General features: G+C 65.4%; 22 protein-coding genes. 11 read left to right on the top strand and 11 right to left on the bottom strand.

Going from position 1 to position 26736, the window contains the following annotated elements; genetic code table 11:
• The first annotated feature begins 316 nt into the window (after positions 1-316).
• The 6 genes from FVP33_RS02430 (at position 317) to FVP33_RS02455 (ending at position 7651) form a co-directional block, all read left to right on the top strand.
• Positions 317-1831: a malate:quinone oxidoreductase gene (locus FVP33_RS02430; RefSeq protein ID WP_147782027.1), complete on the top strand. Its 1515-nt coding sequence runs from the start codon at positions 317-319 to the stop codon at positions 1829-1831.
• A gap of 880 nt (positions 1832-2711) precedes the next feature.
• Positions 2712-3776 carry an Rv2578c family radical SAM protein gene (locus FVP33_RS02435; RefSeq protein WP_147782028.1) on the top strand — a complete coding sequence of 355 codons (1065 nt, stop codon included), beginning with the start codon at positions 2712-2714 and terminating at the stop codon, positions 3774-3776.
• Between the two features lie 168 nt (positions 3777-3944).
• Positions 3945-5156, top strand: a complete 1212-nt coding sequence (locus tag FVP33_RS02440; RefSeq protein ID WP_147782029.1) for a sensor histidine kinase — start codon at positions 3945-3947, stop codon at positions 5154-5156.
• On the top strand, positions 5153-6313 hold the full coding sequence (locus FVP33_RS02445) for a hypothetical protein (RefSeq protein ID WP_147782030.1): 1161 nt from the start codon (positions 5153-5155) through the stop codon (positions 6311-6313). Before FVP33_RS02440 ends, FVP33_RS02445 begins: the two co-directional genes overlap by 4 nt.
• Positions 6300-6974: a response regulator transcription factor gene (locus FVP33_RS02450; protein ID WP_147782031.1), complete on the top strand. Its 675-nt coding sequence runs from the start codon at positions 6300-6302 to the stop codon at positions 6972-6974. The genes FVP33_RS02445 and FVP33_RS02450 overlap by 14 nt, the downstream gene beginning before the upstream one ends.
• Positions 6974-7651: a thymidine kinase gene (locus FVP33_RS02455; protein ID WP_147782032.1), complete on the top strand. Its 678-nt coding sequence runs from the start codon at positions 6974-6976 to the stop codon at positions 7649-7651. The genes FVP33_RS02450 and FVP33_RS02455 overlap by 1 nt, the downstream gene beginning before the upstream one ends.
• Before the next feature lie 133 nt (positions 7652-7784).
• Here the strand turns inward: FVP33_RS02455 and FVP33_RS02460 are convergent, their stop codons facing one another.
• The 5 genes from FVP33_RS02460 to FVP33_RS02480 are packed head-to-tail and all read right to left on the bottom strand — an operon-like array spanning position 7785 to position 12463.
• Positions 7785-8627, bottom strand: a complete 843-nt coding sequence (locus FVP33_RS02460; protein ID WP_147782033.1) for a class II fructose-bisphosphate aldolase — start codon at positions 8625-8627, stop codon at positions 7785-7787.
• Positions 8624-9550 (bottom strand): 1-phosphofructokinase family hexose kinase, encoded by a 927-nt coding sequence (locus FVP33_RS02465; protein ID WP_147782034.1) that lies wholly within the window; start codon positions 9548-9550, stop codon positions 8624-8626. The genes FVP33_RS02460 and FVP33_RS02465 overlap by 4 nt, the downstream gene beginning before the upstream one ends.
• Positions 9538-10683 carry an N-acetylglucosamine-6-phosphate deacetylase gene (nagA, locus tag FVP33_RS02470; protein WP_187270544.1) on the bottom strand — a complete coding sequence of 382 codons (1146 nt, stop codon included), beginning with the start codon at positions 10681-10683 and terminating at the stop codon, positions 9538-9540. The genes FVP33_RS02465 and nagA overlap by 13 nt, the downstream gene beginning before the upstream one ends.
• 14 nt (positions 10684-10697) lie before the next feature.
• Entirely contained in the window at positions 10698-11585 is an 888-nt protein-coding gene (locus tag FVP33_RS02475) for an ROK family protein (RefSeq protein ID WP_147782036.1), read from the bottom strand.
• On the bottom strand, positions 11582-12463 hold the full coding sequence (locus FVP33_RS02480) for an SIS domain-containing protein (protein ID WP_147782037.1): 882 nt from the start codon (positions 12461-12463) through the stop codon (positions 11582-11584). Before FVP33_RS02480 ends, FVP33_RS02475 begins: the two co-directional genes overlap by 4 nt.
• 104 nt (positions 12464-12567) lie before the next feature.
• On the opposite strand from FVP33_RS02480, the gene FVP33_RS02485 reads away from it, so the two are divergent.
• From FVP33_RS02485 to FVP33_RS02505, 5 genes are all read left to right on the top strand, one after another.
• Positions 12568-13419: a DeoR/GlpR family DNA-binding transcription regulator gene (locus FVP33_RS02485; RefSeq protein ID WP_246142131.1), complete on the top strand. Its 852-nt coding sequence runs from the start codon at positions 12568-12570 to the stop codon at positions 13417-13419.
• Between the two features lie 222 nt (positions 13420-13641).
• Complete coding sequence (locus FVP33_RS02490) at positions 13642-14856, top strand: Gfo/Idh/MocA family protein (RefSeq protein WP_147782038.1); 1215 nt, start codon at positions 13642-13644, stop codon at positions 14854-14856.
• A 22-nt stretch (positions 14857-14878) separates the two neighbouring features.
• Positions 14879-16207, top strand: a complete 1329-nt coding sequence (locus tag FVP33_RS02495; protein WP_147782039.1) for an ABC transporter substrate-binding protein — start codon at positions 14879-14881, stop codon at positions 16205-16207.
• A complete protein-coding gene (locus FVP33_RS02500; protein WP_147782040.1) occupies positions 16204-17157 on the top strand; it encodes a carbohydrate ABC transporter permease in 954 nt (317 codons plus the stop codon). The genes FVP33_RS02495 and FVP33_RS02500 overlap by 4 nt, the downstream gene beginning before the upstream one ends.
• 82 nt (positions 17158-17239) lie before the next feature.
• The gene (locus FVP33_RS02505; RefSeq protein ID WP_246142132.1) at positions 17240-18037 is read left to right on the top strand and encodes a carbohydrate ABC transporter permease; all 798 of its coding nucleotides are present in this window, start codon (positions 17240-17242) and stop codon (positions 18035-18037) included.
• Between the two features lie 225 nt (positions 18038-18262).
• On the opposite strand, the gene FVP33_RS02510 is transcribed toward FVP33_RS02505, so the two are convergent.
• The 6 genes from FVP33_RS02510 to FVP33_RS02535 form a co-directional block, all read right to left on the bottom strand.
• Positions 18263-20353 carry a beta-galactosidase gene (locus FVP33_RS02510; RefSeq protein WP_147782042.1) on the bottom strand — a complete coding sequence of 697 codons (2091 nt, stop codon included), beginning with the start codon at positions 20351-20353 and terminating at the stop codon, positions 18263-18265.
• On the bottom strand, positions 20350-21354 hold the full coding sequence (locus FVP33_RS02515; RefSeq protein ID WP_147782043.1) for an aldo/keto reductase: 1005 nt from the start codon (positions 21352-21354) through the stop codon (positions 20350-20352). Before FVP33_RS02515 ends, FVP33_RS02510 begins: the two co-directional genes overlap by 4 nt.
• 149 nt (positions 21355-21503) lie before the next feature.
• Positions 21504-22682: an ROK family transcriptional regulator gene (locus FVP33_RS02520; RefSeq protein ID WP_187270545.1), complete on the bottom strand. Its 1179-nt coding sequence runs from the start codon at positions 22680-22682 to the stop codon at positions 21504-21506.
• A 196-nt stretch (positions 22683-22878) separates the two neighbouring features.
• Entirely contained in the window at positions 22879-24885 is a 2007-nt protein-coding gene (locus tag FVP33_RS02525) for a beta-galactosidase (protein WP_147782045.1), read from the bottom strand.
• Positions 24882-25763 (bottom strand): carbohydrate ABC transporter permease, encoded by an 882-nt coding sequence (locus FVP33_RS02530; RefSeq protein ID WP_147782046.1) that lies wholly within the window; start codon positions 25761-25763, stop codon positions 24882-24884. The genes FVP33_RS02525 and FVP33_RS02530 overlap by 4 nt, the downstream gene beginning before the upstream one ends.
• Complete coding sequence (locus tag FVP33_RS02535) at positions 25760-26719, bottom strand: carbohydrate ABC transporter permease (protein WP_246142133.1); 960 nt, start codon at positions 26717-26719, stop codon at positions 25760-25762. The genes FVP33_RS02530 and FVP33_RS02535 overlap by 4 nt, the downstream gene beginning before the upstream one ends.
• Between the last annotated feature and the right edge of the window lie 17 nt (positions 26720-26736).

Here is a 26736-nt window from a genome sequence, read left to right on the forward strand (position 1 = left end):
CCCTCTGATCGCCTCCCCGCTTCCGAAATCCATGCATTCCTTCCCGCCACGCCGCTCAGCGGTACCAACGCGCCGAGTAGGTCGACGAAATGCATGGATTTCGGAAGTGGTGAACGACGCCATGCCTGCTGGACGCAACACGAAGCGCGACGAAGAACTACAACTCGCTCCACCTCACGGCGCTCTACGGCGACGCCGAGACGGTGCGGGCGGTGCCGGTCGATAAATTCCTCGCAACCTACCAACGCATCAAAGCCACCCGTTCTTGAGCCGCGCTCCGGGCTGGCGGCCAGTCGGCGCCCCGTAAACTGGACGGGTGACCCAGCAAGCCAATCCCATCGACGTCGTCCTCATCGGCGGTGGCATCATGAGTGCCACCCTCGGAGCGTTCATCAAGCAGCTCCAGCCGGACTGGTCCATCCAGATCTTCGAGACCCTCGGCGACGTCGCGCTCGAGAGCTCCAACCCGTGGAACAACGCCGGCACCGGCCACTCCGCGCTCTGTGAACTCAATTACACGCCCGAGCGCCCGGATGGCACGATCGACATCGCCTCGGCGGTGAAGGTGAACGAGCAGTTCCAGCTGTCCCGCCAGTTCTGGTCGTACTTCGTGAGCAAGAAGCTGCTTCCGAACCCGCACGCATTCATCAACCCGGTGCCGCACATGAGCTTCGTCTGGGGCGACGACAACGTGGACTACCTGCGCCGTCGCCACGAGGCCCTCAAGGACCACCCCCTGTTCGCCGGAATGGAGTTCAGCGAAGACCCGCGGGTGATCCGCTCCTGGGTTCCCGCCCTCATCCCCGGGCGCAAGAAATCCCAGCCGATCGCCGCGACGCGCATCGACGCCGGCACCGACGTGGACTTCGGCGCCCTCACCCACGAGCTTCTGCACTACCTCACGGCGAACGGCGCCCAGCTGCATCTGGAGCATAAGGTCACCGGCCTCACCCGCCAGAAGGACGGACTCTGGCGCCTTCGCGTGCGGCACCAGGTGGGTGGAACGCCCTCGAGCGTTCGCGCCCGGTTCGTGTTCGTCGGCGCAGGCGGTGGGGCACTCACCCTGCTGCAGAAGTCGGGCATCGAGGAGATCAAGGGCTTCGGCGGATTCCCGGTCAGTGGCGAGTTCCTGCGCACCGACAACCCGGCGGTGGTGGCCAAGCACAGCGCCAAGGTCTACGGCAAGGCCGCGGTCGGCTCGCCGCCGATGTCGGTGCCGCACCTCGACACGCGGGTCGTGAACGGCGCATCAAGCCTGATGTTCGGTCCGTACGCCGGATTCAACACCAAGTTCCTCAAGCAGGGGTCGTGGTTCGACCTGTTCGCCACGATCCGGCTGCACAACCTGGTGCCGATGATCGCGGCTGGGGCATCCAACCTCGGGCTCGTGCGCTACCTGATCGGGCAGCTCGTGGCCAGCAAGCGCACCAAGTTCGAGGCGTTGCGGGAGTTCATGCCCGAGGCGGACCCGAAGGACTGGTACAGCATCACCGCCGGCCAGCGCGTTCAGGTGATCAAGAAGGATGCGAAGAAGGGCGGCGTGCTGCAGTTCGGCACTGAGGTGATCACCTCGTCCGACGGCAGCATCGCCGGGCTGCTCGGCGCATCCCCCGGGGCCTCGACGGCGGTGCCGATCATGCTCGACGTGCTCGAGCGGTGCTTCCCCGAGAGCATTCCCGGGTGGACGCCGCAGATCAAGAAGATGATTCCGACCTACGGCAAGAAGCTCTCCGAGAACGCGGCGCTCGCGGCCAAGACCATCAATTCGACCGGCCGCGTGCTCGCCGGCGAGACGCCAACGCGCACCCGCAAGGCCGTCGCCGCGTCCTGAGTCGGGCGCCGCCTCGGTGTCCTATTTCGTCTTCGCCCCTCCTCGTCTCCGCCTTGAGCGCCGACAGCCGTGTGCATAACTCCTGCAGTTCTGCGTGCGGGCCCGGTCTGCGCCCGGGATTCCGGCGGTGCGCGGTCGCGCGGGAGGGATTTGCAGGAGTTGTGCACGCGGGGCGGGCATCCGGTGTGGGAGTCGGCGGCGGGCATCCGGCTGTGGGAGCTGGCGGCAGCGCAGGCCGTGTCTACCGCGTGTGCATAACTCCTGCAGTTCTGCGTGCGGGCCCGGTCTGCGCCCGGAATTCCGGCGGTGCGCGGTCGCGCGGGAGGGATTTGCAGGAGTTGTGCTCGCGGGGCGGCATCCGGTGTGGGAGTCGGCGGCGGGCATCCGGTGTGGGAGTCGGCGGCAGGCATCCGGTGTGGGAGTCGGCGGCGGCATCCGGCTGTGGGAGCCGGCGGCAGCGCAGGCCGCCGTGTCTACCGCCGCGTGTGCACAACTCCTGCAGTTCTGCGTGCGGGCCCAGTCTGCGCCCGGAATTCCGGCGGTGCGCGGTCGCGCGGGAGAGATTTGCAGGAGTTGTGCACGCGGGGCGGGCATCGTCGGGCGGGCATCGTCGGGCGGGCATCGACCAGTGGCCCGGACACGCGTCGTTCCGGGCGCCGGCTCGGCTGCGCACATCACCGCGCACGTCACGGCGGACTCTGCAGCGGCCGGATGCGCTGTCAGCGTCGATGACCGAACTCGAGGAGGCCCTGGGCGGCTACCCCGGGGCGATCGCTGGCTGCGACGCCGTTGGACGGGTGAACGGCTGAACCTGGTCGGGGCCGTATCGACGAGGGCTCCACGACTTGACACACATTCGAAACTATGTTCGACTACCCGGATGCGGTGGAGCGGACAGGAGCTGGGGTCGGAGGCGTCCGCCGCCCTGCCCGGGCTCGCGAAGCTGTCCAACCTCGTGCGCAGCGTGCAGACGCCCGACTTCGCCGGGATCACGTTCCACGAGGTGCTCGCCAAGTCGGCGCTCAATCGCGTGCCGGGGGCCAGCGCGATGCCGTTCGGCTGGACCATCAACCCGTATCGCGGCTGCAGCCACGCCTGTGTGTACTGCTTCGCCCGCAGCACCCACGAGTATCTCGACCTGGATTCCGGCCGGGACTTCGACAGCCAGATCATCGTCAAGGTCAACGTTGCCGAGGTGCTGGCGAAGGAGCTCAGCCGGCCGTCCTGGGGCGCGCATCCGGTGGCTCTCGGCACTAACACCGACCCGTACCAGCGCGCGGAGGGCCGATACCGCCTGATGCCCGGCATCATCGCGGCGCTCGCCGACTCCGGCACGGCGTTCAGTATCCTGACCAAGGGGACGCTCCTGCGGCGAGACCTGCCTCTGCTGGCCGAGGCGGCCGCTCTCATTCCGGTCGATCTGGCGATGTCGATCGCGATCTTCGACGACGCGCTTCAGCAGACCGTCGAGCCAGGCACGCCGACGACCTCCGCGAGGCTCGCGACGGTCACCGCTGCGCGCGAGCTCGGGCTCGAGTGCTCCGTCTTCATGATGCCGATCCTGCCCCATCTGACCGATACTCGAGATCACCTGGATTCGGCGCTCGCCCAGATTCGGGCAGCCGGGGCTACGTCGGTGCTCTACTCGGCGCTGCACCTGCGCCCGGGCGTGAAGGCCTGGTTCATGCAGTGGCTCGAGGGGGCGCGGCCGGAACTCGTTCCGCAGTACCGGGAACTCTACGCGGCCGGTCCATACGCTCCGAAGGGATATCGCCGGTGGCTCGCCGCGAAGATCGCCCCGCTGATCCGGGCACACGGCCTGGAACGAGGCACGGCCGCCCCCTCGACCGGCGCCGTGCGCTCGCGAGCCCTCGGTGGCCCGCGGGCCGCCGATTCCCTCATCGCGGAGGAGCTGCCTCCGGAACTCCAGCCCACCTTGTTCTGAGTGCGCGCGGGTGCGGTCCGTGCTGTCCTGGCCCGACCAGCAAGCCGACGGGGCACAGAACGGGCCGAATTCCGAGGATTCCTGCGCCAATTGTGCACAAATCGGGGGACAACCACGGCCTCGCTGATGTCATACTGAACACGCTGCCGATCGTCGAGGGGAGGACGCATGACCCTTGGTTTGCCGTCCCACTTGGCGCCCCAATCGATCAACCGGTCATACGCGAAGGCGATCCACGTCGTCGGCTTCTCGAGCCTGATCGGCAGCCTCCTGGCGGCGATCGCCTTCCAGGCAGCGGAACCCGACGACGTGCTCTGGCCGGCGATGATCGCCGTGCTTCCCCTGCTCGCTCTCTTGTGGCTCGACGACCGCAGGCGATCATCGTTCTACGCGGCGAGCTACCTGATCGTCGGGGCCGCCTGCGTGTACTGGTACATCCTGACCTTCTACTCGCAGACCGAACCGATCGTGTCGAGCGATGCGTTCTCGATCGCCCTGCCCAAGATCGCGCTTGTGATGGTGGGCGGAGTCGGCCGGGGTGTCTCGGTGCGAATCGCCTGGTGTGTGGCCGGGTACGCAGCGGCCGAGATCGCGTCGACTCTCGCCATCCTGCAAAGCGGGCGGCACTACGAGTTCGATGCCACGACCCTTCTCACCTTCGTTGCCACCGTCGCCATCCTCTCTCTCGCCCACCTCAGCCGACGGCGTTCGCGCCTCTCCCAGCCGCTGCTCTACCGGGCGGCGCGCGACGAGCAGCTCGCGGCGATGCGCTCCCGCATCGAGCTCAAGGCGGCGGCCCTCATGCACGACACGGTGCTCAGCCACCTCGCCGCCATTGCGGGAGCCGCGCCGGGCACCCCGATCGGATCGCTCAGGGACCCGATCGAGCGTGACTTGCAGATTCTGATCGGCGAGGAATGGCTGAGCGACGAGTCGCCGGAGGTCGACTCCCGGTCACGCACCGACTGGCAGCAGAGCGGGCTCTTCTCCGCCATCCAGGAGTCGCGCGCGATGGGCCTCGATATCGAGTCGACGGGCGACCTCTCCGCGGTCTCCCGGCTCGACCGCGAGGCCTCAACCGCGCTCGGCCTGGCGGTGAAGCAGTGCCTGGTGAACGTGCTGCGCCACTCTGGCACGGATCGCGCCGAGGTGGCCGTCTACGGATCGGAGGCGGAGGTGTCGGTGATGGTGATCGACTCCGGCCGCGGCTTCTCCGAGGCCGAGACGGGCGCCGACCGGCTCGGCCTGCGCAACTCGGTTCGCCGCCGTATTGAATCGGTCGGCGGGGCCGTCCAGGTCTGGTCGACTCCCGGCCGCGGAACCTCGATCATGATCCGGGTGCCAGCCGTTCGAGCATCCCTGATCGAAGGCGGCTCGTGATGCGGGAGCGCACCAGGCAGCAGCTCGATCCGGCGAGCACCCCTGGCATCCGCATCGTCACGATCGCCCTCAGCGTCGGTGCCTTCGGCTACGCTCTCGTCTTGACGGCGCTCGGGGCGAGTGAGGTGACGAACCCGGTGTTCACGGTGGGCGCGCTCGTGGCCCTCGCCGCCGCCGGTGGCATCCTCATCGCCATGGCGAGCCCCTACCGCGCACCGCTGACCGCGCGCACCCACTTCGTCGTGCAAGGACTCGCGCTCGGGGCGGCGCTGTTCGAGGCGCTCGGACACTGGACGCGCAATGAGTGGATTCGGGATGACTGGGGCGCGATCTGCCTCGGCGTGCTGCTCGTCGCCCTCGGCTCCTACCGGCCGGCACGGGAGATCGTGGTGGGGACGACCGTCTCCGCCCTGCTTCTCGGCTTTCTCACTCTGCTGCAGGCGCCCCAGTTGTCGACGAAGGCGCCGCCGATCGCCTTCGTGATCGTGGCGATCGTGCCGCTGCTCTCGCTCGGCTACGCTTCGGCGGTCTTCTCCCGCGAGATCGTGGAGTCGACCGCCCGGTGGCAACGCCGAGCCTCCGAGGCCTCCGTTGGCCTGGTGAAGGAGCTGCGGGATGGCGTGACCCGCAGCGTGCAGCAAGACCGGGTGACGATCCTCAATCGCGATGTGCTGCCCTTCTTCACCGAACTCCTCGCCACCGGTACGATCTCCAACCCGGACCGCGCCAGGGCCAGGCAGATCGCCGATTCGATTCGCCGGGTGATGGTGGAGGAGGTGGACCGCAGCTGGCTGGAGAACGTGATCGAGCTCGCCGGCGGCACGGGCCCGGGTCGTTCCGGTGCCGCCAAGATCGTGGTCGACGACGAGGACCGCCTGGCCGCGTCAATGGCCGCCGACCAGCGAACGGCGCTGCGCGCGCTGCTCGTGGCACTGATCGAGACGCCGAACTTCGACCGCAGCGACCTGCGGATCTCGCTCACGGCATCGGGGCGCCAGTGTCTCGGCCGTCTCGTGGCCAACCTCAGCCTGAGCGAGTTCCTGCTGCGCTCGAATTTCGCCCCATACTTCGCGGTCATCCGCTCGGTATTCACCGACATGTCGATCGACTTCGACGCGCCCACCCTCACCCTAAGGTTTTCTTATGAGCACCAGTAATTCTCCGACGCCCCGTTCCGGCAGCCGGGTGAGGCTCGCGATTCTCGACGACCACGAGGTTCTGCTCGACAGCCTGAGCAGCTGGATCGGCGCGAACGCGCCGGACTTCGACCTCGTGTTGAGCGCTCACACCTGGCTGCAGCTCGTGCACAGCGACAATTTTCCGACCGAGCTCGTCTTCATCGACTTCCAGTTGAAGGAGCCGGTATCGATCGAGGCTCGGGTGCGCACCTGCCGCGCCGCCGGTGCGAAGGTGATCGTGCTGAGCAGCCTGGATACCCGCGAGGCGAGGGACCGCGCCCTCGACGCTGGGGCATCCGCGTTCCTCTCAAAGACCCTGCCGATGCGCGACGTCATGGACACCGCGCGGGCGGTGATGGGAGTCGAGACCGGCGAGAACCTCCAGAAGGATTGGCGGCCGCTGCCCGTCGGCGCGACGCAGCAGTCGAGGCCGAAGCTCAGTCATGGCGAGGCGGAGGCCTTTAAGCTGTATGTGTCCGGCCTCAGCACGATCGAGGTGGCACGACAGATGAATGTCCAGTACGAGACCGCCAAGACCTACCTGCGTCGGGTGCGCGAGAAGTACGCCAAAGCAAACAGACCGGCGAGCAAGAAGGCGGAGTTGATCCGCCGGGCCGCCGAGGACGGATACCTCGAGTAATGGCCAAGCTCTACTTCCGCTACGGCGCCATGAACAGTGGCAAGAGCACGGCGATGCTGCAGGCCGCGTACAACTACGAGGAGCGCGGCCAGCAGGTGCTGCTCGCGAAGCCGCAGATCGACACCAAGGGCGACGCGAGCATCGTCTCCCGCCTCGGCGTGAGCCGGCCGGTGGACTTCGTCGTCGGTCCTCGCGACGACATCTACGAGTCGTTCGAGCGCGAACGCGCCCGCGTGCGTGCCGCGACCGGACTGGACGTGAGCTGCCTGCTGATTGACGAGGCGCAGTTCCTCACCGAGCAGCAGGTGGATGACCTGCTGCGCATCTCGATCCTCGAGGGGGTTCCGGTGCTCGCCTACGGCATCCGCACCGACTTCCAGACCGTGGCCTTCCCGGGCAGCCGCCGGCTGCTCGAGACCGCCCATTCGCTCGAAGAGTTGAAGACGATCTGCCGGTGCGGGCGCAAGGCCCTCTTCAACGCCCGCAAGATCGATGGGGAGTTCATCTTCGACGGCGACCAGGTCGCGATCGACGGGCTTACCGTCACCTACGAGTCACTCTGCGGGGCGTGCTACCTCGAGGAGAGCCGGGGACTCCTTGGCAGCGGTCGCCGCCGCGTGCTGGTGGAGCCGGCGGAGACGGCCTACGGCGAGGCGCCGGACCCCGACTTCGAGTAGGCAGCGAACCGCGATCGGCCCGCGGGTCCACGAAGATGGACCGGAATGGATTCTCGCGCGTTGCAGACGTGTTCGTCTCGGAGAAGCATTCGTGACTTGTCGTCGTCGCCTTCGGGGATGACGACCCCTCTCTTCAGCGCGTGTCGGCGAGTAGCCGAAGGAGTCGAGCGGTCTCGAGAGCGATGGCGTCCCTCCCGCGACGCACGTACATCCGCGGGTCGACGCCCTCAGGGTCTTCATCGAGCGCTTGGCGAATCGACTTGGTGAACAGGCCATTCAGGTGCGTGGAGATGTTGACCTTGGTCATCCCGCTCGAAACCGCCGCTCGAAGTTCCGAGTCGGGCAGTCCGGAGGAGCCGTGCAATACCAGTGGCACCGGGACGATTCCCGCGAGCGCGCGGATGAGATCATGGTCGACGGCAGCCACGCGAGTCTGCATCGCGTGGGAGGTCCCGACGGCGACGGCCAACGCATCCACTCCCGTCTGAGCGACGAAGGCTGCCGCCTCGGAGGGATCGGTGCGGGCGCCGGGCGCGTGCACTCCGTCCTTTCCGCCGACTTCACCGAGTTCGGCCTCGATCGCGACGCCGCGAGCATGGCAGTATTCGGCCATCTCTCGCGTCGCCGTGACGTTGTCGCCGTAGGACATCTTCGACGCGTCGAACATGACACTGTGCACGCCGAGTTCGACTCCCTCGTAGATGAGTTCCGGGTTCTCGATGTGGTCGAGGTGCACGAGCACATCGACGGATGAGCGCCGGGCGATCTCCAAAGAAGCGAGCGTGATCGGGGCGAGACCCCCGTGATACGCGATGCAGTTTTCGCTGATCTGCAGGACGACGGGACTGGCTGCGCGCTCGGCGCCCGCGACGATGGCCTCGGCATGCTCCAGGAGCACGACATTGAATGCGCCGAGGCCGCGCCGATCCGATCGAGCCGCTCCGAGAAGCGCGACAAGGCTGACGTCTGTAATCATGCTTCTGCTCCATCGGTGTGGGTGTCTTTGCTGAGGAAGAGGTGGAAGGCATCGAGATCGACCTCGCCGGCGACAGGGCGAAGCACCGCCGACGCCCCGAGGGCCGCGGCCCACCGGAGTGCCTCGCCTATGGCGCGTCCGTCGATCAGGGCCGCAGCAAGGCCCGCCGTGGCCGCGTCCCCCGCCCCGGTCGGGCTTCCGGACACGCCACCGATGGCGTCCACCGTGTAGTCGCGGTCGCGGTCGCTCGCCGTGATGCCGTCAACCCCACGGGACACGACCACCAGGCGCGCGCCGAGGTCGAGGAGGGCGCGAATACCCGGTTCCGCGGCGGTTGCCCCGGTGGTATCGAGGAGTTCCTGCAGGTTCGGCTTCACTATCTCGGCGCCAGCACGGGCGCCGGCCAGCAGCGCGTCCCCCGTCGCATCGACCAACACCGGAACACCCGCTCGGTGACCTTCGGCGACCCAACTCTCAACGAGAGTCGCGTCTGAGCGCTGAGGCAGCGATCCGGAAATTATCAGCATGGATGCTCCATCGAGCTGGCGGCGCAACTCGGTCGCGAGCATCCCCCACTCGGCCTGAGTCACGATGGGGCCGGGCTCGGAGAACACCGTGGGGTGCGCTTCATCGTCTGCAACGGTGACCGTGGTTCTCGTCTCCCCAGTGAGGGGGATGCTTGCCACCCGAAGCCCGAGGTCGTGGAGCGCAGCGAGCATCCACTCGCCGGATGCTCCGCCGAGAGGGAGTACCGAGACCGCCGGGAGACCGAGGGCATCGAGAACGCGTGCGACGTTTACACCCTTCCCGCCGGGCCGCCTGGTGGTCTCGAGAACGCGGTGCGTGTCGCCGACCGTCTGCCGTTGGACCCGATAGGTGACGTCGATAGCGGGGTTCGGCGTGACTACGACTATCCGAGCCATGAGCCGCCCCGCATGACTCGTGAGACACGTGCGGACAATCCACTTTCGTCCTCGCTCGCCACATCGAGCACCACGAGGTTCGCGCTGGCGCCCGGTTGGATTCCGGACTGCCCCAATGCGATGGCCCGTGACGCAGCCGTCGATGTCAGTCGCACCGCCTCGGACACCGTCATTCCGGGAAACGAGAGAACACGGTCGAAGCCGTCCGCCAACGTCGTGGTGCTTCCGGCGAGCGACGTGCCGTCCGCGAGCATCGCCACGCCGCCGGTGACCCGAACAGCGGATCCGCCGATCTCGAAGTCTCCGTCCCCGCATCCCGTCGCCGACATGGCGTCGGACACGAGCGCCAGTCGGTTCGGCGCGGATCGGCGCGCGACTTCCGCGGCTTCAGCCCCGACATGGTGGCCGTCGAGTATCAGTTCGATCGTGACCCTGTCATCGACGAGGGCAACGCCGACCAGCCCGGGAGCACGGTGGTGCAGCGGGCGCATCCCGTTGAAGAGATGCGTGACGACGCTCGCGCCCCAGCCGAAAGCTTCCCGCGCGGTTTCCGCGTCGCAATCGGTGTGGCCGAGTGCCACAGTGACACCGTTGGACACGAGCCAACGTACCGTCGCTTCCGCCCCGGCGAGTTCCGGCGCAATCGTCACCATTCGAACGGCTCCGGCGCCGGCGCCCACCAGACGCGCGATTTCGCCCATGCTCGGCGATCGAAGCATCGCTTGGTCGTGCGCGCCACGCCGCTGCGGCGAGAGGTAGGGCCCCTCCAAGTGGATTCCGGCGAGCGTTCCGTTCTCCACCAGCGGTCGAAGCGTTCGGATGCTTTGTTCGAGAGAGTCGAGCGGCGCGGAGGCGAGGGATGCCACGAGACTCGTCGTGCCGCGTGTGGCGTGAAAACCGGCGATGCGACGTGCGGAGTCTTCGTCTGCCGATCCGAAGTCGAACCCGCCCGCGCCGTGAGCATGAATGTCGACGAAGCCGGGGATCACCGTGCCCGTCACGTGCTCGGCGTCGAGGTCGCTCCGTTCGCCAGGCGGCTCACCCTCGCCGCAATCGAGGATGCGGCCGTCGCTGATGGCGATCCAGCCGGGAGTCCAGGCGGACTGTCCGGTGACAATTCGATCCGCTCTCACAATGCGAGTGGCGTTCATGGCAGATCGCCGGCCGCGAGCAAGCGCCGCGCCAGATATGTCGCACCGATCATGGCTGCCGCGTCTCCGTGAACTGCCCGAGCAATCACTGGCGGACGGGTAGGCGGCAGTCGTGCGGCGAACTCGCGCTCGAGCGGATCGAGGAGCAGGCCGCCCGCCTCGGTCAACCCTCCGCCGAGCACGAACATGTCCGGAGCGGCGACCGCGAAGATCCACGCCATGGCCTCGGCGAGCACCGCGACGCCGTCGTTCCAAATGGAGGTGGCTCTTGCGTCGCCTCGCAACACCAATTCGGCGACGGCGAGGGCGCTCGCCTCGCCCGCGCGTTGCGCCATGCCGCCGGCTGATGCGATCTCTTCGACACGGTGCCCCGTGTGCGGCCCGGACGAGATGACAACCTGGCCGATTTCCCCAGCCCAGCCGCCGGAACTCATGACGAACCCCTCGACGATGAGGGCGCTGGCGAGTCCCGTGCCGATCGGGATGAACGCGACCGTGCCCGCGACGCCAGCGGCCGCACCGGTCAGGCACTCTGCCAGGGCGCCAGCGCGCACGTCCTGCCCGAAAGCGAGCGGGACGTCGATGTGTGATTGCACGATGTCTCGGACTGGCACGTCCAGCCAGCCGAGGTTGACCGCTCGGATACAGACACCGGATCGCTCGTCGACTATGCCGGGAACGACGAGGCCGACGGCTTCGACGGCGCGTTCACCACGAGCCACCTCGAGCATCCCTCGAATGACCGCTGCCGTGCGCTCCCCCGACGAGTCCCCAATCGGGGTCGGCTCGCGCCACTCCCCGCAGGTGATCCCGGCGGCGTCCGCAAGTCGAGCCTTGATGCTCGTGCCGCCAACGTCGATTCCGAGGACAGCGGAAGAGATCACGGTGTCAGGATCACCGAGCGAGTCAGGGCACGCGGGTTATCGGGGTCGAGCCCGCGCCGATGGGCCAAAGCTACAGCGAATCTCTGCGCGACCACGAGTCCGGCGAGCGGGTCCAGGTCGTGCTGCACAAAGGTGGCGCCTGTTCGGGCGACTTCCTCCGAGAGCCCCTCCGGTGCTGGTCCCAGCGACCACACCAGTCGACCGGGCTGAGCGATGGCAATCGGACCATGGCGGTAGTCCATCGCCGGGTACGACTCAGCCCAGAACTGTGCGGCCTCACGCGTCTTGAGCGCAGCCTCAAAGGCGAGTCCGATCGCGGACCCCAGTCCCACGAACGTGACCTGGTCGGCCTCGACGAGGTCGTCGATCGAGACCAGAAGAGCCCGCTCAGCCTGCACCGCGAGCGCTTCGATATCGTGGCCAAGATTCGCCCGCAAAAGCGCGAGCGTCGTGGTCGCGAAGCGCGTCTGGACCACCGAACGCTCGTCGGCGAAGGGAAGCACGACCACGTGGTCCGCCTGCTCCCCGGCGGGGGAAGCCTCGACCGCCGTGATCAGCACAGTGGTCGTCGCGGTGAGAGCAGAAAGCAGATTGACAACTTCGGTTGTCGTACCAGACCGGGAAATGGCGACGACCCGGTCGTATGATCGATCGGCTGGATACTCGGAGCCGGCAAACGCGTCGGTGATTCCGTGCCCGGCCTGCTCGCGCAGAACGGCGTAACTCATCGCCATGAACCAACTGGTGCCACAGCCCACGGCGGCTACCCGTTCCCCCTTCTGGGGCAGCATCTCCGCGAACGTCGGTGCAAGCTGCGCGACTGCACGCCACGTGGCGGGTTGCGACGTCAACTCCGTTGCGACAAAGGTGTCTGACATTGAGGCCTTTCGATTGCGTAGTCCCGGCGATGATCAGCGCAGAGGAAATGCAAGATCATTTTTGATTAACATTAGCCTAAAACGTCAAAGTCAGTCAGAGAACTTTGGGAGAAGCCACCCTAAGATGGGCACAGAAGGCACCTAGAGAGAAACGTGAGCCGAGAGTCATGACGCAGCAACAGCGATTGAACGCCTTGCTGGAACTTGTGAGCGACCGCGGGAACGTCACGATCTCCGAGATCAGCGACGCGCTCGAGGTTTCGGCCGCAACGGCTCGCCGCGACCTCACGATGCTCGCGGAACAGCGACTCGTCACACGCACACATGGCGGGGCATCTGCCCTCGGCACCGGCTATGAGCTGCCACTGCAGTACAAGATCGCACGTCAGGCCGAAGCGAAAGTCGCGATTGCGCGAGCTGCCGCCGACCTTGTGTCACCCGGCGACACGGTGGGGCTCAATGGCGGAACAACGACAAGCGAGGTCGCTCGAACCCTTGGCCGCAGTGAGCGCTTCACTCGCGATGACGGTGATTTCGGCATCACGATCGTTACCAACGCGCTGAACATCGCTTTTGAACTCTCGGTGCGACCGCACGTGAAAATAGTGGTTACTGGCGGTATCGCTCGACGGCAGTCCTACGAGTTGGTCGGCTCCCTGGTGTCGAACACCCTTTCCGAGGTTGTTCTCGACGTGGCCATTCTCGGAGTCGACGGGCTCAGCGCCCAATACGGTGCGACCACCCTGCACGAAGGCGAGGCGGACGTGAGCCGTCAGTTCGCCAAGGTGGCCAAGCGGGTCGTGGTGGTTGCGGATTCGACCAAGATGATGAAATCGACATTCGCGCGGATCTGTCCCCTTGACCAGATCGACATCCTCGTGACTGATGCCCCCCTCGCCCCTGCTTTTGCCGAGGACCTCGCGGCGGCGTCCGTACGGGTCATCGTCGCGCAGTAGCAGACCGGCGTCCCGGCACGATCTCAACCCGCAGCTTCAGCGCGCCTCGCGCTCATCGAGCGCGCCGCGGGCCATTCGGAGAGCGCGGTGTTTCGGCCGTGTAAACACTCACCGCCGTTCTTCCAATCCGGTTCCGATCACCGGAAAGATCCCCTATTGTCATTTCATGATTGATTTGGCATCATATAGATCAAGATCACGCAAAGAAGCGAGCGCCGAAGCATGACGATTCACCCAACGCGAGTCTCGGTCGAAGCACCGCTTCGGATCGGGGTCATCGGTGTGGGACAGCGCGCGACGATCGCCTTGCACGTACGGGCGGCCGCGACTGACGCCACACTCGTCGCTGCCGCCGACACGACCGACGATGGGCGCCGCCGCGCCGCGCAGCTCTTCGGCAGTGACGTGGCCGTTTACGCTTCGCACGCCGACCTCATTGCTCACGGCAAGATCGACGCCGCCATCGTGACGACCCCCGACTGGACTCACGCGGCGATCGCGATCGATCTGCTTCGTGCCGGCATCGCCGTGTATCTCGAGAAGCCGATGGCCATCTCGCTCGAAGACAGCGACTCCATCCTCACCGCGGCCTATGAGACGCGAACGCCGTTATACGTCGGCCACAATTTCAGGCATTCAGCTGTCGTGAGGCTCATGCGCGAGATCATCGAGCGCGGTGAGATCGGGCGGGTCAAAGCGGTCTGGTGCCGACACTTCGTCGGAAACGGCGGCGACTACTACTTCAAGGACTGGCACGCCGACAGGAGGCGGGTCAACTCGCTCTTGCTCCAGAAGGCGAGCCACGACATCGACGTCATCCACCTGCTCGGAGGCGGCTACACACGTCGGGTCGTAGGGATGGGCGCGCTCATGGTCTACGGCGATATCGCCGACCGCCGGGATCGTACGGGCGAAACGATGTCGGACTGGTTCTCGTTCGGCAACTGGCCGCCGGCGAGCCAGACCGGGTTGAATCCCGTCGTTGATGTCGAAGATGTGTCGATGATGATGATGACGCTCGACAATGGCGTCCTCGCCAGCTACGAACAGTGTCACTTCACCCCGGACTACTGGCGCAACTACACCGTCATCGGCACGGAAGGCAGGCTCGAGAACCTCGGCGACACGGGCGGCGGTGTGGTGAAGGTGTGGAACACCCGCGGGGAATGGCGAGAGGCGGGGGACCGCGAGTATCCCATCACGGGGGTCGAGAGCGGGCACGCCGATGCGGACTTCCTCACCATGAGCGAGTTCCTCGCCCATGTCGCCACCGGTCGCCGTACCGCGCTTTCCCCCGTCGCCGCGCGCCAGGCGGTTGCCGCCGGCGCGCTGGCGACGTCCTCACTTCGGGCGGGTTCCACCCCGTTCGATGTTCCACAGCTCGACCCGAAAATCACTGCCTATTTCGAATCACAAACCGATGCTGCCAGCCGGTAGCGCCCCTCGAAAGGACACAGCAATGCAAATTCTCTCTTCCGGTGGCAGAGCCACACGGCGTCGACTGCTTCTCGGGTTCATGGGCGTTCTCGGCACGGCCGCGCTCGTCGCCGGCTGCAGCGCGAACTCGGGCTCGAGCACCACCACGGCAAGCAGTTCATACACGGCTCCAGACAAGAACCTGTCTGCCAACATCACCTACGCGCTCTGGGACCAGACTCAGAAGAAGGCGATCGACGCGAACATCGTCGAATTCAACAAGGCCTACCCGAAGATCAAGGTCAACGTCGATGTCACGCCCTGGACGGACTACTGGACGAAGTTGCAAACTGAGGCATCCAGCAACACGCTCCCCGACCTGTTCTGGTTGAATGGCCCCAACTTCCAGCTCTATGCGAGCAACGGCAAGGTCGAACCGATCACGTCCGTGGTCAAGGCTGGAGCCATCGATCCCGCCAACTATCCGAAGGCTCTCGACGCGCTCTACACGCTGAATGGCGTTGAATACGGAGTGCCGAAAGACTTCGACACGATTGGTCTTTGGTACAACAAGGATCTGTTCCAGAAGGCGGGGGTGTCTGTGCCGACGAGCAGTTGGACGTGGGCGGATTTCAATACCGCAGCCAGCACGATCTCACAGAAGCTATCGAAGGATGGCATCTACGGTGCGGTCGCGGGCATGGATGGGCAGACCACCTACTACAACACGATCTTCCAGGCAGGCGGGAGCGTGCTCGCCTCGGACGGCAAGAAGTCCGGGTACGACAGTGCCGCAACGCAGAAGGGAATCCAGTTCTGGACCGATCTGATTGCCTCGAAGGGCTCTCCGACCATGCAGCAGCTCACTGATACAGCGGCAGACCAGTGGTTCGTCTCCGGCAAGGCCGCGATGTACTGGGGTGGTGACTGGGCGAGGTCGGAAATTGCGGCTTCCCCGATCGCCTCGAGCGTCAACGTGGCACCGTTGCCCGCCGGCGAGAAGAAGGCAACCGTCATCCACGGTGTATCGAATGTCGTCGCGGCAGCGGGAAAGCACAAGCAGGCCGCTCAGGCGCTTCAGGTGTTCCTCGCCAGCAAGAAGGCGCAACAGCAGCAGGGAGACATGGGCGCGATCATCCCGGCATTCAACGGCACCCAGGCAGCCTTCGCGAAGTCGCTCCCGGGCGTCGACCTCCAGGTCTTCCTTGATGAACTCGTCTATGCCCAGCCGTTGCCAACGTCGAAGAACACCGCGGCATGGAACGCGTTCGAGGCGGCCCTGTTGCCCGACGCGTTCTCCGGCAGCAAGCCCGTTGCGGCAACCCTGAAGGATCTCGCCACCCAGATGAACGGCGCACTGGCAAAGGAATGACGATCAAACTCTCACCCAGCCGTTCCGTCCCGTCGATCGCTGCCCCCGGCACGCGCTCTCGGCGGGGCGGGGCGGCTGCCCGCCGCGACGGTATCTGGCCGTGGGTATTCGTGCTGCCGCTCCTGGCCGGCGTCGGTCTCTTCTACATCTGGCCGATCCTGCAGACCGCGTACTTCTCCTTCACCACCTGGGGAGTGTTCGGCGGGGCGACCTGGAGCGGACTCAACAACTATCTGCGATTGCTCGCCGACCCCCAGCTCTACACGGCCCTCGCCAACACGCTCATCTATACCGGCATCGTGCTCCTCGGCGTTCCGTTGGCGGTCTGGCTCGCCAGTCTGATCAACACCCCTGGGCTCCGATTTGCGAGCTTCTACCGCGTGCTCTTCTTTCTTCCCTACGTCGCGATGCCGACCGCTGTTGCGCTCGTCTGGCGCATCATCTTCAACGGCGACTTCGGTATCCTCAATCACGCACTGTCCATCTTCGGCATCCGCGGACCGTTCTGGATCAGCACCCCAGGCTTCGCCCTGGTGGCCGTCGCCGTCGTCGGCCTCTGGTCTTCTCTGGGATTCGCGATGATCATCCTCGGCGCGGGGCTCAAGAACATCCCGCCCGAACTCTACGAGGCATCCGAGCTCGACGGGGCCTCCCGGGCCCGGCAGTTCCGGTCCGTGACGGTGCCGCTTCTCACCCCGAGCATCTTCTTCGTGCTCATCATCACGATCATCTCGAGCTTCCAACTGTTCGATCTGTTGTACGCCCTACTGGGGAGCAAGAACCCGGTCATGCCCAAGACGATGTCTTTGGTCTTCTACTTCTACAGCCAGGGCTTCGTCAGCAATGACAAGGGCTACGCGGCCGCCATCGCAATGTTCATCTTCCTGCTCATCGGCATCGTGACCGTATGGCAATTCAGACTGCAGAGGCGATGGGTCAACAATGACTAGTACCGCAACGGGAATCAGCGCAGTCCGAAATCGTGCGCTCGTGCGGACGAAGCGCTCGCGCGGGCGCCGCGGGGGTTCCCACGTGTTGGTGCATATCGTGCTCGGGCTAGGCGGCCTGCTCATGGCCTTTCCCTTCATCTGGCAGATCATCATGTCGCTGTCTACCAATGCCGAGGTGCAGAGCGTCGTCCCGACGTTCTGGCCAGCCCAGCTCCAGTGGCAGAACTATGCCGCGGTGTTCGACCGCCTTCCGTTCCTGTCTCAGCTCGGAACGTCGGTGTTGGTTACCACCATTCGCACGCTGGCCCAGATCATCCTGTGCACAATGGCTGGCTATGCGTTCGCCAGAATGAGATTCTTCGGTCGAACGGTGCTCCTCGCGATCGTGCTCTCGATCCTGCTTGTACCGTCACAGGTCTACCTCATCTCCCAATATCAAATCGTGCAGTCATTCGGATGGCTCAACACCCTGATGGGGATCGTTGCACCCGGCCTGTTCAGCGCATTCGGCACCTTTCTCATGCGCACAGCCTTCCTGAACATGCCGGCCGAACTGGAGGAAGCCGCCCGCATCGACGGGGCTTCTCCCCTCCAGACGTTCTGGAGCATCATGCTCCCGCTCGCGCGACCCAGCATCAGCGTGCTCGCAATCACGACCGTGTTGTGGTCGTGGAACGAGTTGCTTTGGCCCCTGGTCGTCTCCACCTATGCGAACGCGATGCCCCTCTCCGCGGGTCTCGCGACACTCGCAAGTGATGTCACCGTCAATTACCCCGTGCTGATGGCCGCGAGCCTGATGGCCATGGCACCGGTGCTCATCATGTTCATCGCATTGCAGCGTCGTGTCATCGACGGGTTGGCATCGTCGGGTCTGAAGTAGGCCACACGGCCAGCCGAGCCCGGTTCTTTCGCTCGGCACTCGAGACGGTTGAACAGCGCCCGCACAGTCCCTCCGGAACGCGGTTCGCGGAGTGCACTGGCGCGCTTATGACGAGAGTGCAGTGGGCCGGGGGTCGGATCAGCTTATCGACCAGTTGACTTGCCCACCGGGATATGGCTCGACGGAGGACCCGGACTGGTCGGCCGAATCGCGCTTGCCCGCGCTCTACACAGCCGTGACCTTGGCTGGAGCTATCGAGTTGGCCTTTGAACTCTCTAGACGCTCCCGGATGACAGCGACGCCGCCGGCAGCAATCGCGAAGTCTCCGTCGCACTCCCGGCCGCTGACGAGATCGAGCCCCGCCGCGCTCAGCACCCGCGGCCTATCGAGGTCGTGATTGATCGCGAAGAGGAAGCTACCCGATTCTCCCGTCCTGCGTGTCACCTCGAGTCCCTCCTCGAGGGGAGCGACCGGTGACAGTCCGGCTAGCTTGATGTAGCTGTCGACCACGGCGGTGAGTCCGCGCTCATCGGGGCGCGTGGCGAGGTAGCTCGCGGTGCCCGAACCGATCCGGCGCCGTGTCAGCGCGGGAACCCCCGCGAGAACACCCTCGGTGTAGTGGGCCAAGACCTCGGCGTCGCCGGCCTCAAGATCTTCGGTCCAGATCTCGCCGTGCCATCCGGCATTCGTTGCCACTCGCTCCTTGCGCAACAGGGGGAGCACCTCGGTGACGCGGATGCCGAGCATATCGCGGAAGCGACCGGGATATCCTCCGGTGAGTACCCGACCGTGGGGGTTCATCACGCCGGAATGGAAACCCACGAGCACGTGCGCGCCGCGCTCGGCAGCCCGCTCCAGAATTGTCACCGTCGTGGCATCGGCAAGGGGCAGAGTCGGGGCGAGGATGACGTCGTACCCCTGGAGTGGCGCACCCGACGGCAGGACGTCGACGGCGATCCCTCGTGTCGTGAACGCGCGGTGGAGAGCCTTGGGCAGGTCAACGGCGCGCAGGGCGTCGCTCGGACCGCGAGTGGCGCGCAGCAGCCATGCGGTCTGGTCGTCGAACAGCATGGCGACGCGGGCCTTCACGACGACGGTGCCGGCCGCTGGCGCGATGCGTTTCAGAAGGGCACCGAAATCGGCGACCTCGCGAAAGATGCGACTCTCGGCTCCCGCATGGGGGAGCATCCCGGAGTGGTACTGCTCTGCGCCGGCGGTGGACTGACGCCACTGGAAATACAGGGCGCCCTCCGAACCGCGAGCGATGTGCGCCAGGCTATTGCGAGCAAGCTGCCCCGGCGTCTTGGCCAGGTTTATGCCCTGCCAGTTGACCGCGCCGGTGGAGTGCTCCATCAGCAGCCAGGGTCCACCGCCGGCCATGCCACGCACACGATCCGCGCTGAAGGAGAGATCGCTGTTGGGGTATGGGTCGTCGCGACGGAGGTAGTGATCGTTCGCGACAATGTCGACTTCGCGCGCCCAGCGCGAGTAGTCGGCTGCGCCTGGTTCGCCCATCACCATGAAGTTCGTCGTGATCGGTACGTGCGGCGTCACCTCGCGCAGTACTGCGCGCTCGGCAATGTAGTGGCCGAGGAGGGCATCCGAGGTGAAGCGCGAGTAGTCGAGCAAGAGACCGGGGTTGTGGTTGGTTCGCGCAAAGCGTGGAGAGTGAATTTCCTCGATCGCGCCAAAGTGATGGCCCCAGAATGCGGTGCCCCAGGCGTCGTTGATCACGTCGACATCCGAATACTTCTCAGCGAGCCAGCTTTGCCAGGCAACGCCAGTCTCGTCGCTGTAGCAGATCGCGTTCTCGTTGCCGATCTCATTGCTCACGTGCCAGAGCTTCAGGGCAGGGTGAGATCCGTAACGCTCGGCAACAGCCCGCACCATCCGAAGCGCATAACGGCGAAACACCGCGGAGCTGGGCGACCAGGCAAGGCGCCCACCGGATGCGGTGCGCACCCCGTTCTCGTCGACGGTCGCTATGTCGGGATGGGCTTTCATGAGCCACATCGGGGGTGCAGCGGTCGGGGTTGCGAGGGCGACACCGATGCCGTTCTCATGTAGGAGGTCCAGCACGCGGTCGAGCCAGCCCCAATCGAACACACCATCGGACCGCTCGAGCAGTCCCCATGAGAACACGCCTACGGTCGCCGTCGTGACCCCCGCGCGTCGCATGAGCTCGATGTCCTCGGCCCAGACGCTCTCGGGCCACTGCTCAGGGTTGTAGTCGCCGCCAAAGGCGAAGCCATCAGCGATCGCCGGAAACGTGGTGGGGGCGTCGAGATCAGCAGAGTGCGAAACGAGGTCATTCATGCGATGAGATGCGTCCAAAGCTCAGGGGGAAGGTCATCCCACGAGCTCAGCCCCGGGGCCTCTTGCCAGGTGTAGGCGGGAGGGACGAGAGCCTCGAGCTGCGGCCAGAGCTCGTCGGGCACTGGGCGGGTTGCCCAGTCGAGGGTCTGCTCGAGCTGGTCGAGCGTGTTGATGCCCACGATGGTCGAGGTGACGCGAATGTCGCGCAGGGAGAATTGAAGCGCGGCTGCACCCAGCGGCACCCCGGCGGCCTGCGCGACGCGGCCCATAGCCTCAACCGACGCCGCAAGTTCGGGGTGCGCGGGCACGTAGGCGTATCGATCGACAGGCGCCGGCCACTTCGCCAGCGGAGCAGAGCCATACGGCGCGGCGTTGAACACCGCTACCCCCTGTTCGGCGCAGACCCGCAGAAGCACTTCGGCTGAGCGATCGACAAGCGTGAAGCGATTGTGGGTCACGACGGCATCGAAAAGTCCGGTGGCGGCGTACTGCACGAGCATCGGGGCCCACGCTCCTGATACGCCGATGCGATCGACAAGCCCCTCGCGGCGCATCCGGATGAGCGCCTCGCAAGGCCCTCCGGTCGCGAATGCCTCTCGATAAGTGAGCTCGTTTGGATCATGCAAATGCAGCAGGGGTAGGCGATCCACGCCGAGTCGTTCCAGGCTCTGCTCCAGGGATCGCCACATCCTGTCAGCCGAGAAGTCGCCGGTCTCCGGGTCGCAGTCGAGCTTGCTCGCGATCAGCACCCCCTCGGGCGGGGTGCCCCGGATCGCTGTGCCGATGATCGTCTCACTGAGACCCTGACCGTAGTTGTTGGAAGTGTCGATGGTGGTCAGCTGTGGTGCGGTTCCCCCCGCAAGCACGCGATCAAGCACGGTGCGCGGATCGCGGCCCGCGGCGATCGCATCCTTCCATGCCGAGGTGCCGAGCGAGAGGGCGGAGACGCTTGGACCATCGTCGCCGAGGACTCTCGGTGACCACTCGATGCCGGGCGTCACCGGCTTCGCCGTCGGAGAGCATTCACACGGAGCAGGGACAACTTCATGACGCTCACTCCTTTGTAGGGACGAGACTCGGCCGGAACGAAGTCATCGCAGGTTCGCGGAATCTCGAACTCAGCTATTTTGTCACCTTACGGAACAAAATGTCAAGCCGCAGACACGTGCTCCCCGTCCAGGGGCTGAACTACACGACGAATCGCGGCGATCGACGCCGCCCAGGCGTAGTCCGCGAAGTCGAAGTCACAGAAGTCGATCGGGACAGCGCCGGAGGCGGGGTCGAGTCGCGCACCGAGACCCTCAAGAAAGGCGTCCTCCGCTCCACGGGCCGTCGGCAAACCCTCGCCGGTCACGATCACCTTCTCCGGATCCACAAGGTCGACGAGATAGGCGACAGCGGCTCCGAGCGCGCGGGCACCCCCTCGAACGGCGGCCTGGGCGCGGGGATCCCCGCTCCCTGCTCGTCGGATCGCATCGTCAAGGTCGATCGCGCCCGCGTTGGCGACGACGGCGGGGACCGTCACCCATGCGGAGACGCACCCGCGATGACCGCGCTCACACACAGGACCGGACTCGGTGCTCGACACCAGCAGATGACCGACCTTCCCCGGGTGTCCTCGCGCGCCCCGCACCAACTCGTCGTGAACGACGAGCCCAGCGCCGATCCCGGCGCCGAATGCGACGACTACCAGCGAACTACGTCCAACCCCGGCACCGAACCAGTGATGTCCCACGGTCAGCGCCTGCACATCGTTCGAGACGACAGTCGGAAGGCTCGTGACCTCCTCGACCAAACGCTGGAGCGGCACTCGGTCCCAGCCGAGGAACGGGGAATCCACGACTTCGGCTCCGCCATCGGCGTCCTCGACGTCACCGGCGAGGCAGACTCCGAGAGCGGCGAGGCGATGATGACGGGCGCGCACGTCGTCGATGACCCGGCCGATCAATGCCACCACCTCGGGAACGGCCTTCGACCGGGGCAACTCGTGCTCGACGCTCTCGATGACGTTTGCGCGCAGATCAGTCACCACGGCGTAGAGGGCGCTTCCGGTTAGTTTGATGCCAGCGAACTGGGCCGACTCCGGCCGAAGGTCCAGCATCTCAGAGGGGCGCCCGCGACCGCCCTTGGAACGGATTTCCCCCTCGACAATGAACTGCAGGTCGACCAGATCGCGCGTCAGGCGGGTGAGGCTGGTGCGGGAGAATCCGGTGCGTCGCGCGAGGTCCGCACGAGAGCGCGACCCGTGCACCAGAACTTCTCGAAGCACCGCGCGTTGGCCGTCATGGAGCTCGGGCCAGGCCCACTGATGTGCCGTAGTAATGGTCACCCCTACGTGCTCGCGCACGATCTCGAACTCGTCTCACGGGGTGGCAATTCGGCCAGGACCGCGAACGCGAAAAGAATTTGTTCCAAGTTTTGACAAATACTAACCGTTTCACGAGCACCCGATCGGCGCCGTGGCTGGGATGCCGATGACATCGTACTCGATGGTGTGTCATCGACAGCCGCATTGCCTGATCGGTTCATCTCCTCGACTGCACTACTCGCACCTCCCCTGCGAGCAGCTCGAGCCGTCCATCTACGGACTGACCGGTCAACAGCTCTGCGCCATGCGCGGACACGCTCGAGTCCATCGGGCTGTGGTTGATGAAGAAGGTGAAACGCTCGTCGGCAGTCTCCCGGACGGCCATCTCCACTCCGGCAGGCAGCTCCGCCAGTGAATCCGGCCCAAGCAGGGTCGCCACGAATCCGTCTATCGATTCTTGGTCGATGGCGCCTGAGACGTAGAGCGCGCGACCCCCGTTCGTGATGGTTCGGGAAGTCACCGCGGGGAGCCCGTCGAGCGGTCCGCCGGAGTATCGTGCCAGCACATCCGCGTCCTCAATGCGCACGTGCTCACTCCACTCGGAGCCGCCCCATCCGTTGTCCAGCTCGAAGCGATCGCCCTCCTGAAGCGGCAGTATCTCCTCGCTCCACGCCCCGAGCAGAGCGCGGAACGCTCCTGGGTAGCCGCCGAGTCGAACCTGGTTGGTTTCGTCCACGATTCCGGAGACCACGCCCACCACGACCGTGCCGCCGGCTTCCGCGAATTCGGTCACGCGCTGCGCCGTGTCGTCGTCCACGAGAAAGAGCCCCGGAATGACCAGCACCTCGTACCCGTCGAAGGTGTGCCAGGGGGGCAGCACGTCGATCCCGACGTTGTGGCGCCAGAATGCCCTGTGCCAGTCACGCACCAGCTTGCCGTAAGGGAGCAGGTTGTTGGGCTTGACCCCCTTGGCCATGGCCCAGCCGGCTTCGTCGTCGAAGAGGATGCCGACTCGCGCCTGCGGAGCGCGACTCCCCTGTACGGGTGCGAGGGCCTTCAAATGCCGGCCGAGGGTGCGCGCTTCGCGGAACACACGGGTGTCCTCGCCGGCATGAGGCACCATTGCCGAGTGAAACTGTTCGGCTCCTCCGCGAGAGGCACGCCACTGGAAGAAGAGCACACCGTCCGCGCCGTGCGCGATGTGGCTGAGGCTGTTCCTGATCATCTCGCCAGGATCCTTGGAACGATTGCGCGGCTGCCAGTTCACTCCGCTGGTCGAGTGCTCCAGAAGCAGCCACGGGCGACGCTCGGAGGTCATCGACCGCATCCTGTCGCCAGAGAACGCTACGTCCTGTTGGGGCGTGGGATCGGGGGAGCGCGTGTAGTGATCGTTCGCCACAATGTCCATGTATGGCGCCCACCGCGCGTAATCCACCACGTCGGGTTCTGCGCCCACCATGAAGTTGGTGGTCACCGGCAGTTCTGGCGTCACCTCCTTGAGCACGGATCGCTCTGCGAGGTAGTGCTTCAGCAACTCGTTGGATGAGAAGCGATCGAAGTCGAGCACCAGCGACGGATTCTTCGAGTCGCTGCCCCGAGGCGGCAGGATGTGCTCGAAGTCCCGATAGGTGTGACCCCAGAACGCGCTCGCCCACGCCGCGTTGAGCACATCGAGGGTGCCATACTTCTCGCGGAGCCACCCCCGGAACGCCACCGCCGAGACATCGCAATAGCAGCGGGCATTGCCGCCGCCGAACTCGTTGCCGACGTGCCACATCACGACGTGATCCCGCTTGCCGTAGCGCTCGGCTACCGCACGGGCGATCCGCACCGCATAGTTCCGGAAGACGTCGCTACTTGGGCACCAACCCAAGCGGGCACCTGGCCAATGCGGCTGCATGTCGTGATCCACGGGGCGGACCTCGGGATGCTCGAACAGTAGCCAGCCTGGAGGCGCCGCCGTGGGTGTGGCAAGGTCGATCGCGATGCCATTCTCGCCAAGGAGGTCGACGATTTCGTCCATCCACTCCCAGGAATACGCGCCGTCGGCGACTTCGACGAGGCCCCAGGAGAAGATCCCGAGCGACACCATGTTGACGCCGGCTTCACGCATCAGGCGCACGTCCTCCCGCCACACCGACGCGCCCCATTGCTCCGGGTTGTAGTCGGCTCCATAGCTCAGGCCGTCTGTCGGCCAACGGCCGTTTTGGTGGGACCAGGTCATCCTTTTACTCCTCCAGCAATAAGGTCGAGACGCCAGAAGCGCTGCAATGTAAGCACCAGGGCGATCAAGGGCAGAATCGCGACAGCCGAGCCGATAATCGCGACTGAATAGAGTGCAGGTGATCCCGAACCACGGTCAAGGAGCGAGTTCAGACCGACGGTGAGGGGGAAGGTGTTCGTGTCGGAGAGCATGATGTATGGCAGCAGGAAGTTGTTCCAGATGCCGACGAACTGGAGCAGGAACACCGTGACCATGCCCGGGACCATGAGCGGAAGCACGACACTGCGAAAGATCCTGAACTCGCTCGCGCCGTCGATCCGAGCCGCCTCCAGCATCTCGCCGGGGATCGAGCCCTGGGCGTACACCCGGCACAGGTAGATGCCGAACGGACTGATGATCGATGGCAACAGGACCGAGAGCTGCGTTCCGGCCAGGTGAAGGTCCGACAACAGCAGGTACTGCGGCACGGCCAGCGTGATGCCAGGGATCAGGAGGCCCGCGAGCAGCGCCGCGAAGAATATCCGTCCGCCCACGAATTGGAACTTGGCGAGGGCGTAGCCAGCCGACGCGGAGACCAGCGTCGACAGCAACCCCCCGAGCCCGGCGTAGAGAAGCGAGTTCGCGGCCCACATCCCGTAGGCGCCGCCGCTGTAAGTAAACAGGGCTCCGAGATTCTGCCAGAGGCCACTTCCTGGTGCGAAGGTGAAGGAGTTGAAGAGCTCCCCGGGCCCCTTGGTCGACGCGACGAACACCCAGGCCACCGGGATCAGTGCGTAGATGGCGCCGATGACGATGACGATCGTGGGGATCAGGCGTGCGCGGTTTTGACTCGAGGTGCGGCGAGCCGGCGCAATCGTGCGGTGCATGGTGGCGGTCATCGCATCCCCCGTCGGGTGGTCCAGCGTACGAGAAGCAGGACGACAACCGAGACGGCTGCCGTGCCCACGGCCAGGACGATCGATGCGGCCGCTGCGACGGGCAGATTGTCGAGCGCGAACGCGTCCTGGTAGATCTTCATAAGGGGTGCCCACGTGCTCGAGATAGTGACGGTGAGCGGCTTGAGAACAAGGGGCTCACCGTAGAGCTGCAGCGCACCGAGCAGGGAGAAGATGGCGGTGAGCACGAGAGCCGGACCCACGAGCGGCACCTTTACCCGCAGCGCGATCTGCACCTCACCTGCGCCGTCTAGGCGCGCCGCCTCGATCAGTTCGTTCGGGATGCTGCGCAGCGCGGTGTAGATGACAAGCATGTTGAACCCCACGCCGCCCCAAATGGAGATGTTCGCGAGCGCTCCGTAAATGCCTTGCTGCTCGAGAAAGGGGATCGAGCCGAGACCGAGGCTTCGGGTAATGTACGAGAAGGGGCTCGTGCTCGGCAGATACATGAAGCCCCACATGAGGGCCGATACCACTCCCGGCACGGCGTAGGGGACGAAGATCGCGGTGCGCCCGAATCTCTGGAGGCGGACCCCTGGCGAGTCGAGCAGCAGCGCAAAGAGAAGCGCGAGACCCAACGTGATCGGCACGGCGATGATGCCGTAGATGGCCAACCGTCCAAATCCCGCGAGCAACTGCGGGTCGGACATGACATCGAGGTAGTTATCGAACCAGACGAATGTCGTGGCTCGGACTCCCAGGATGCCACCGCCGGTGAGGCGTTCGGCGAAGAAGCTGATTCCAATCGCGTACAAAACGGGAATCACGGTGAAGGCGACGTACAGCACGATTGCGGGTGCGCTCAGCAGGTAGGGCGCGGCCGTCGGACGGCGCCGCCGCCGGGCGAGCGACGGTGAGGTCGCCCGCCCGGTTCCCGTGGAGATGGTGGTCTCGGTCACGGTGTGGTGTCCTTTCA

The sequence above is a fragment of the Lacisediminihabitans profunda genome, from assembly GCF_008040105.1.
Taxonomy (GTDB): Bacteria; Actinomycetota; Actinomycetes; order Actinomycetales; family Microbacteriaceae; genus Lacisediminihabitans; species Lacisediminihabitans profunda.

Bases quoted from the DNA above. Each gene is read 5' to 3' on its own strand.
- FVP33_RS02460 (WP_147782033.1), bottom strand. From the start codon at position 8,627: ATGATTACAGACGTCAGCCTTGTCGCGCTTCTCGGAGCGGCTCGATCG.
- FVP33_RS02490 (WP_147782038.1), top strand. From the start codon at position 13,642: ATGACGATTCACCCAACGCGAGTCTCGGTCGAAGCACCGCTTCGGATC.
- FVP33_RS02435 (WP_147782028.1), top strand. From the start codon at position 2,712: ATGCGGTGGAGCGGACAGGAGCTGGGGTCGGAGGCGTCCGCCGCCCTG.
- FVP33_RS02530 (WP_147782046.1), bottom strand. From the start codon at position 25,763: ATGACCGCCACCATGCACCGCACGATTGCGCCGGCTCGCCGCACCTCG.
- FVP33_RS02510 (WP_147782042.1), bottom strand. From the start codon at position 20,353: ATGAATGACCTCGTTTCGCACTCTGCTGATCTCGACGCCCCCACCACG.
- FVP33_RS02465 (WP_147782034.1), bottom strand. From the start codon at position 9,550: ATGGCTCGGATAGTCGTAGTCACGCCGAACCCCGCTATCGACGTCACC.
- FVP33_RS02495 (WP_147782039.1), top strand. From the start codon at position 14,879: ATGCAAATTCTCTCTTCCGGTGGCAGAGCCACACGGCGTCGACTGCTT.
- FVP33_RS02500 (WP_147782040.1), top strand. From the start codon at position 16,204: ATGACGATCAAACTCTCACCCAGCCGTTCCGTCCCGTCGATCGCTGCC.
- FVP33_RS02525 (WP_147782045.1), bottom strand. From the start codon at position 24,885: ATGACCTGGTCCCACCAAAACGGCCGTTGGCCGACAGACGGCCTGAGC.
- FVP33_RS02440 (WP_147782029.1), top strand. From the start codon at position 3,945: ATGACCCTTGGTTTGCCGTCCCACTTGGCGCCCCAATCGATCAACCGG.
- FVP33_RS02455 (WP_147782032.1), top strand. From the start codon at position 6,974: ATGGCCAAGCTCTACTTCCGCTACGGCGCCATGAACAGTGGCAAGAGC.
- FVP33_RS02450 (WP_147782031.1), top strand. From the start codon at position 6,300: ATGAGCACCAGTAATTCTCCGACGCCCCGTTCCGGCAGCCGGGTGAGG.
- FVP33_RS02480 (WP_147782037.1), bottom strand. From the start codon at position 12,463: ATGTCAGACACCTTTGTCGCAACGGAGTTGACGTCGCAACCCGCCACG.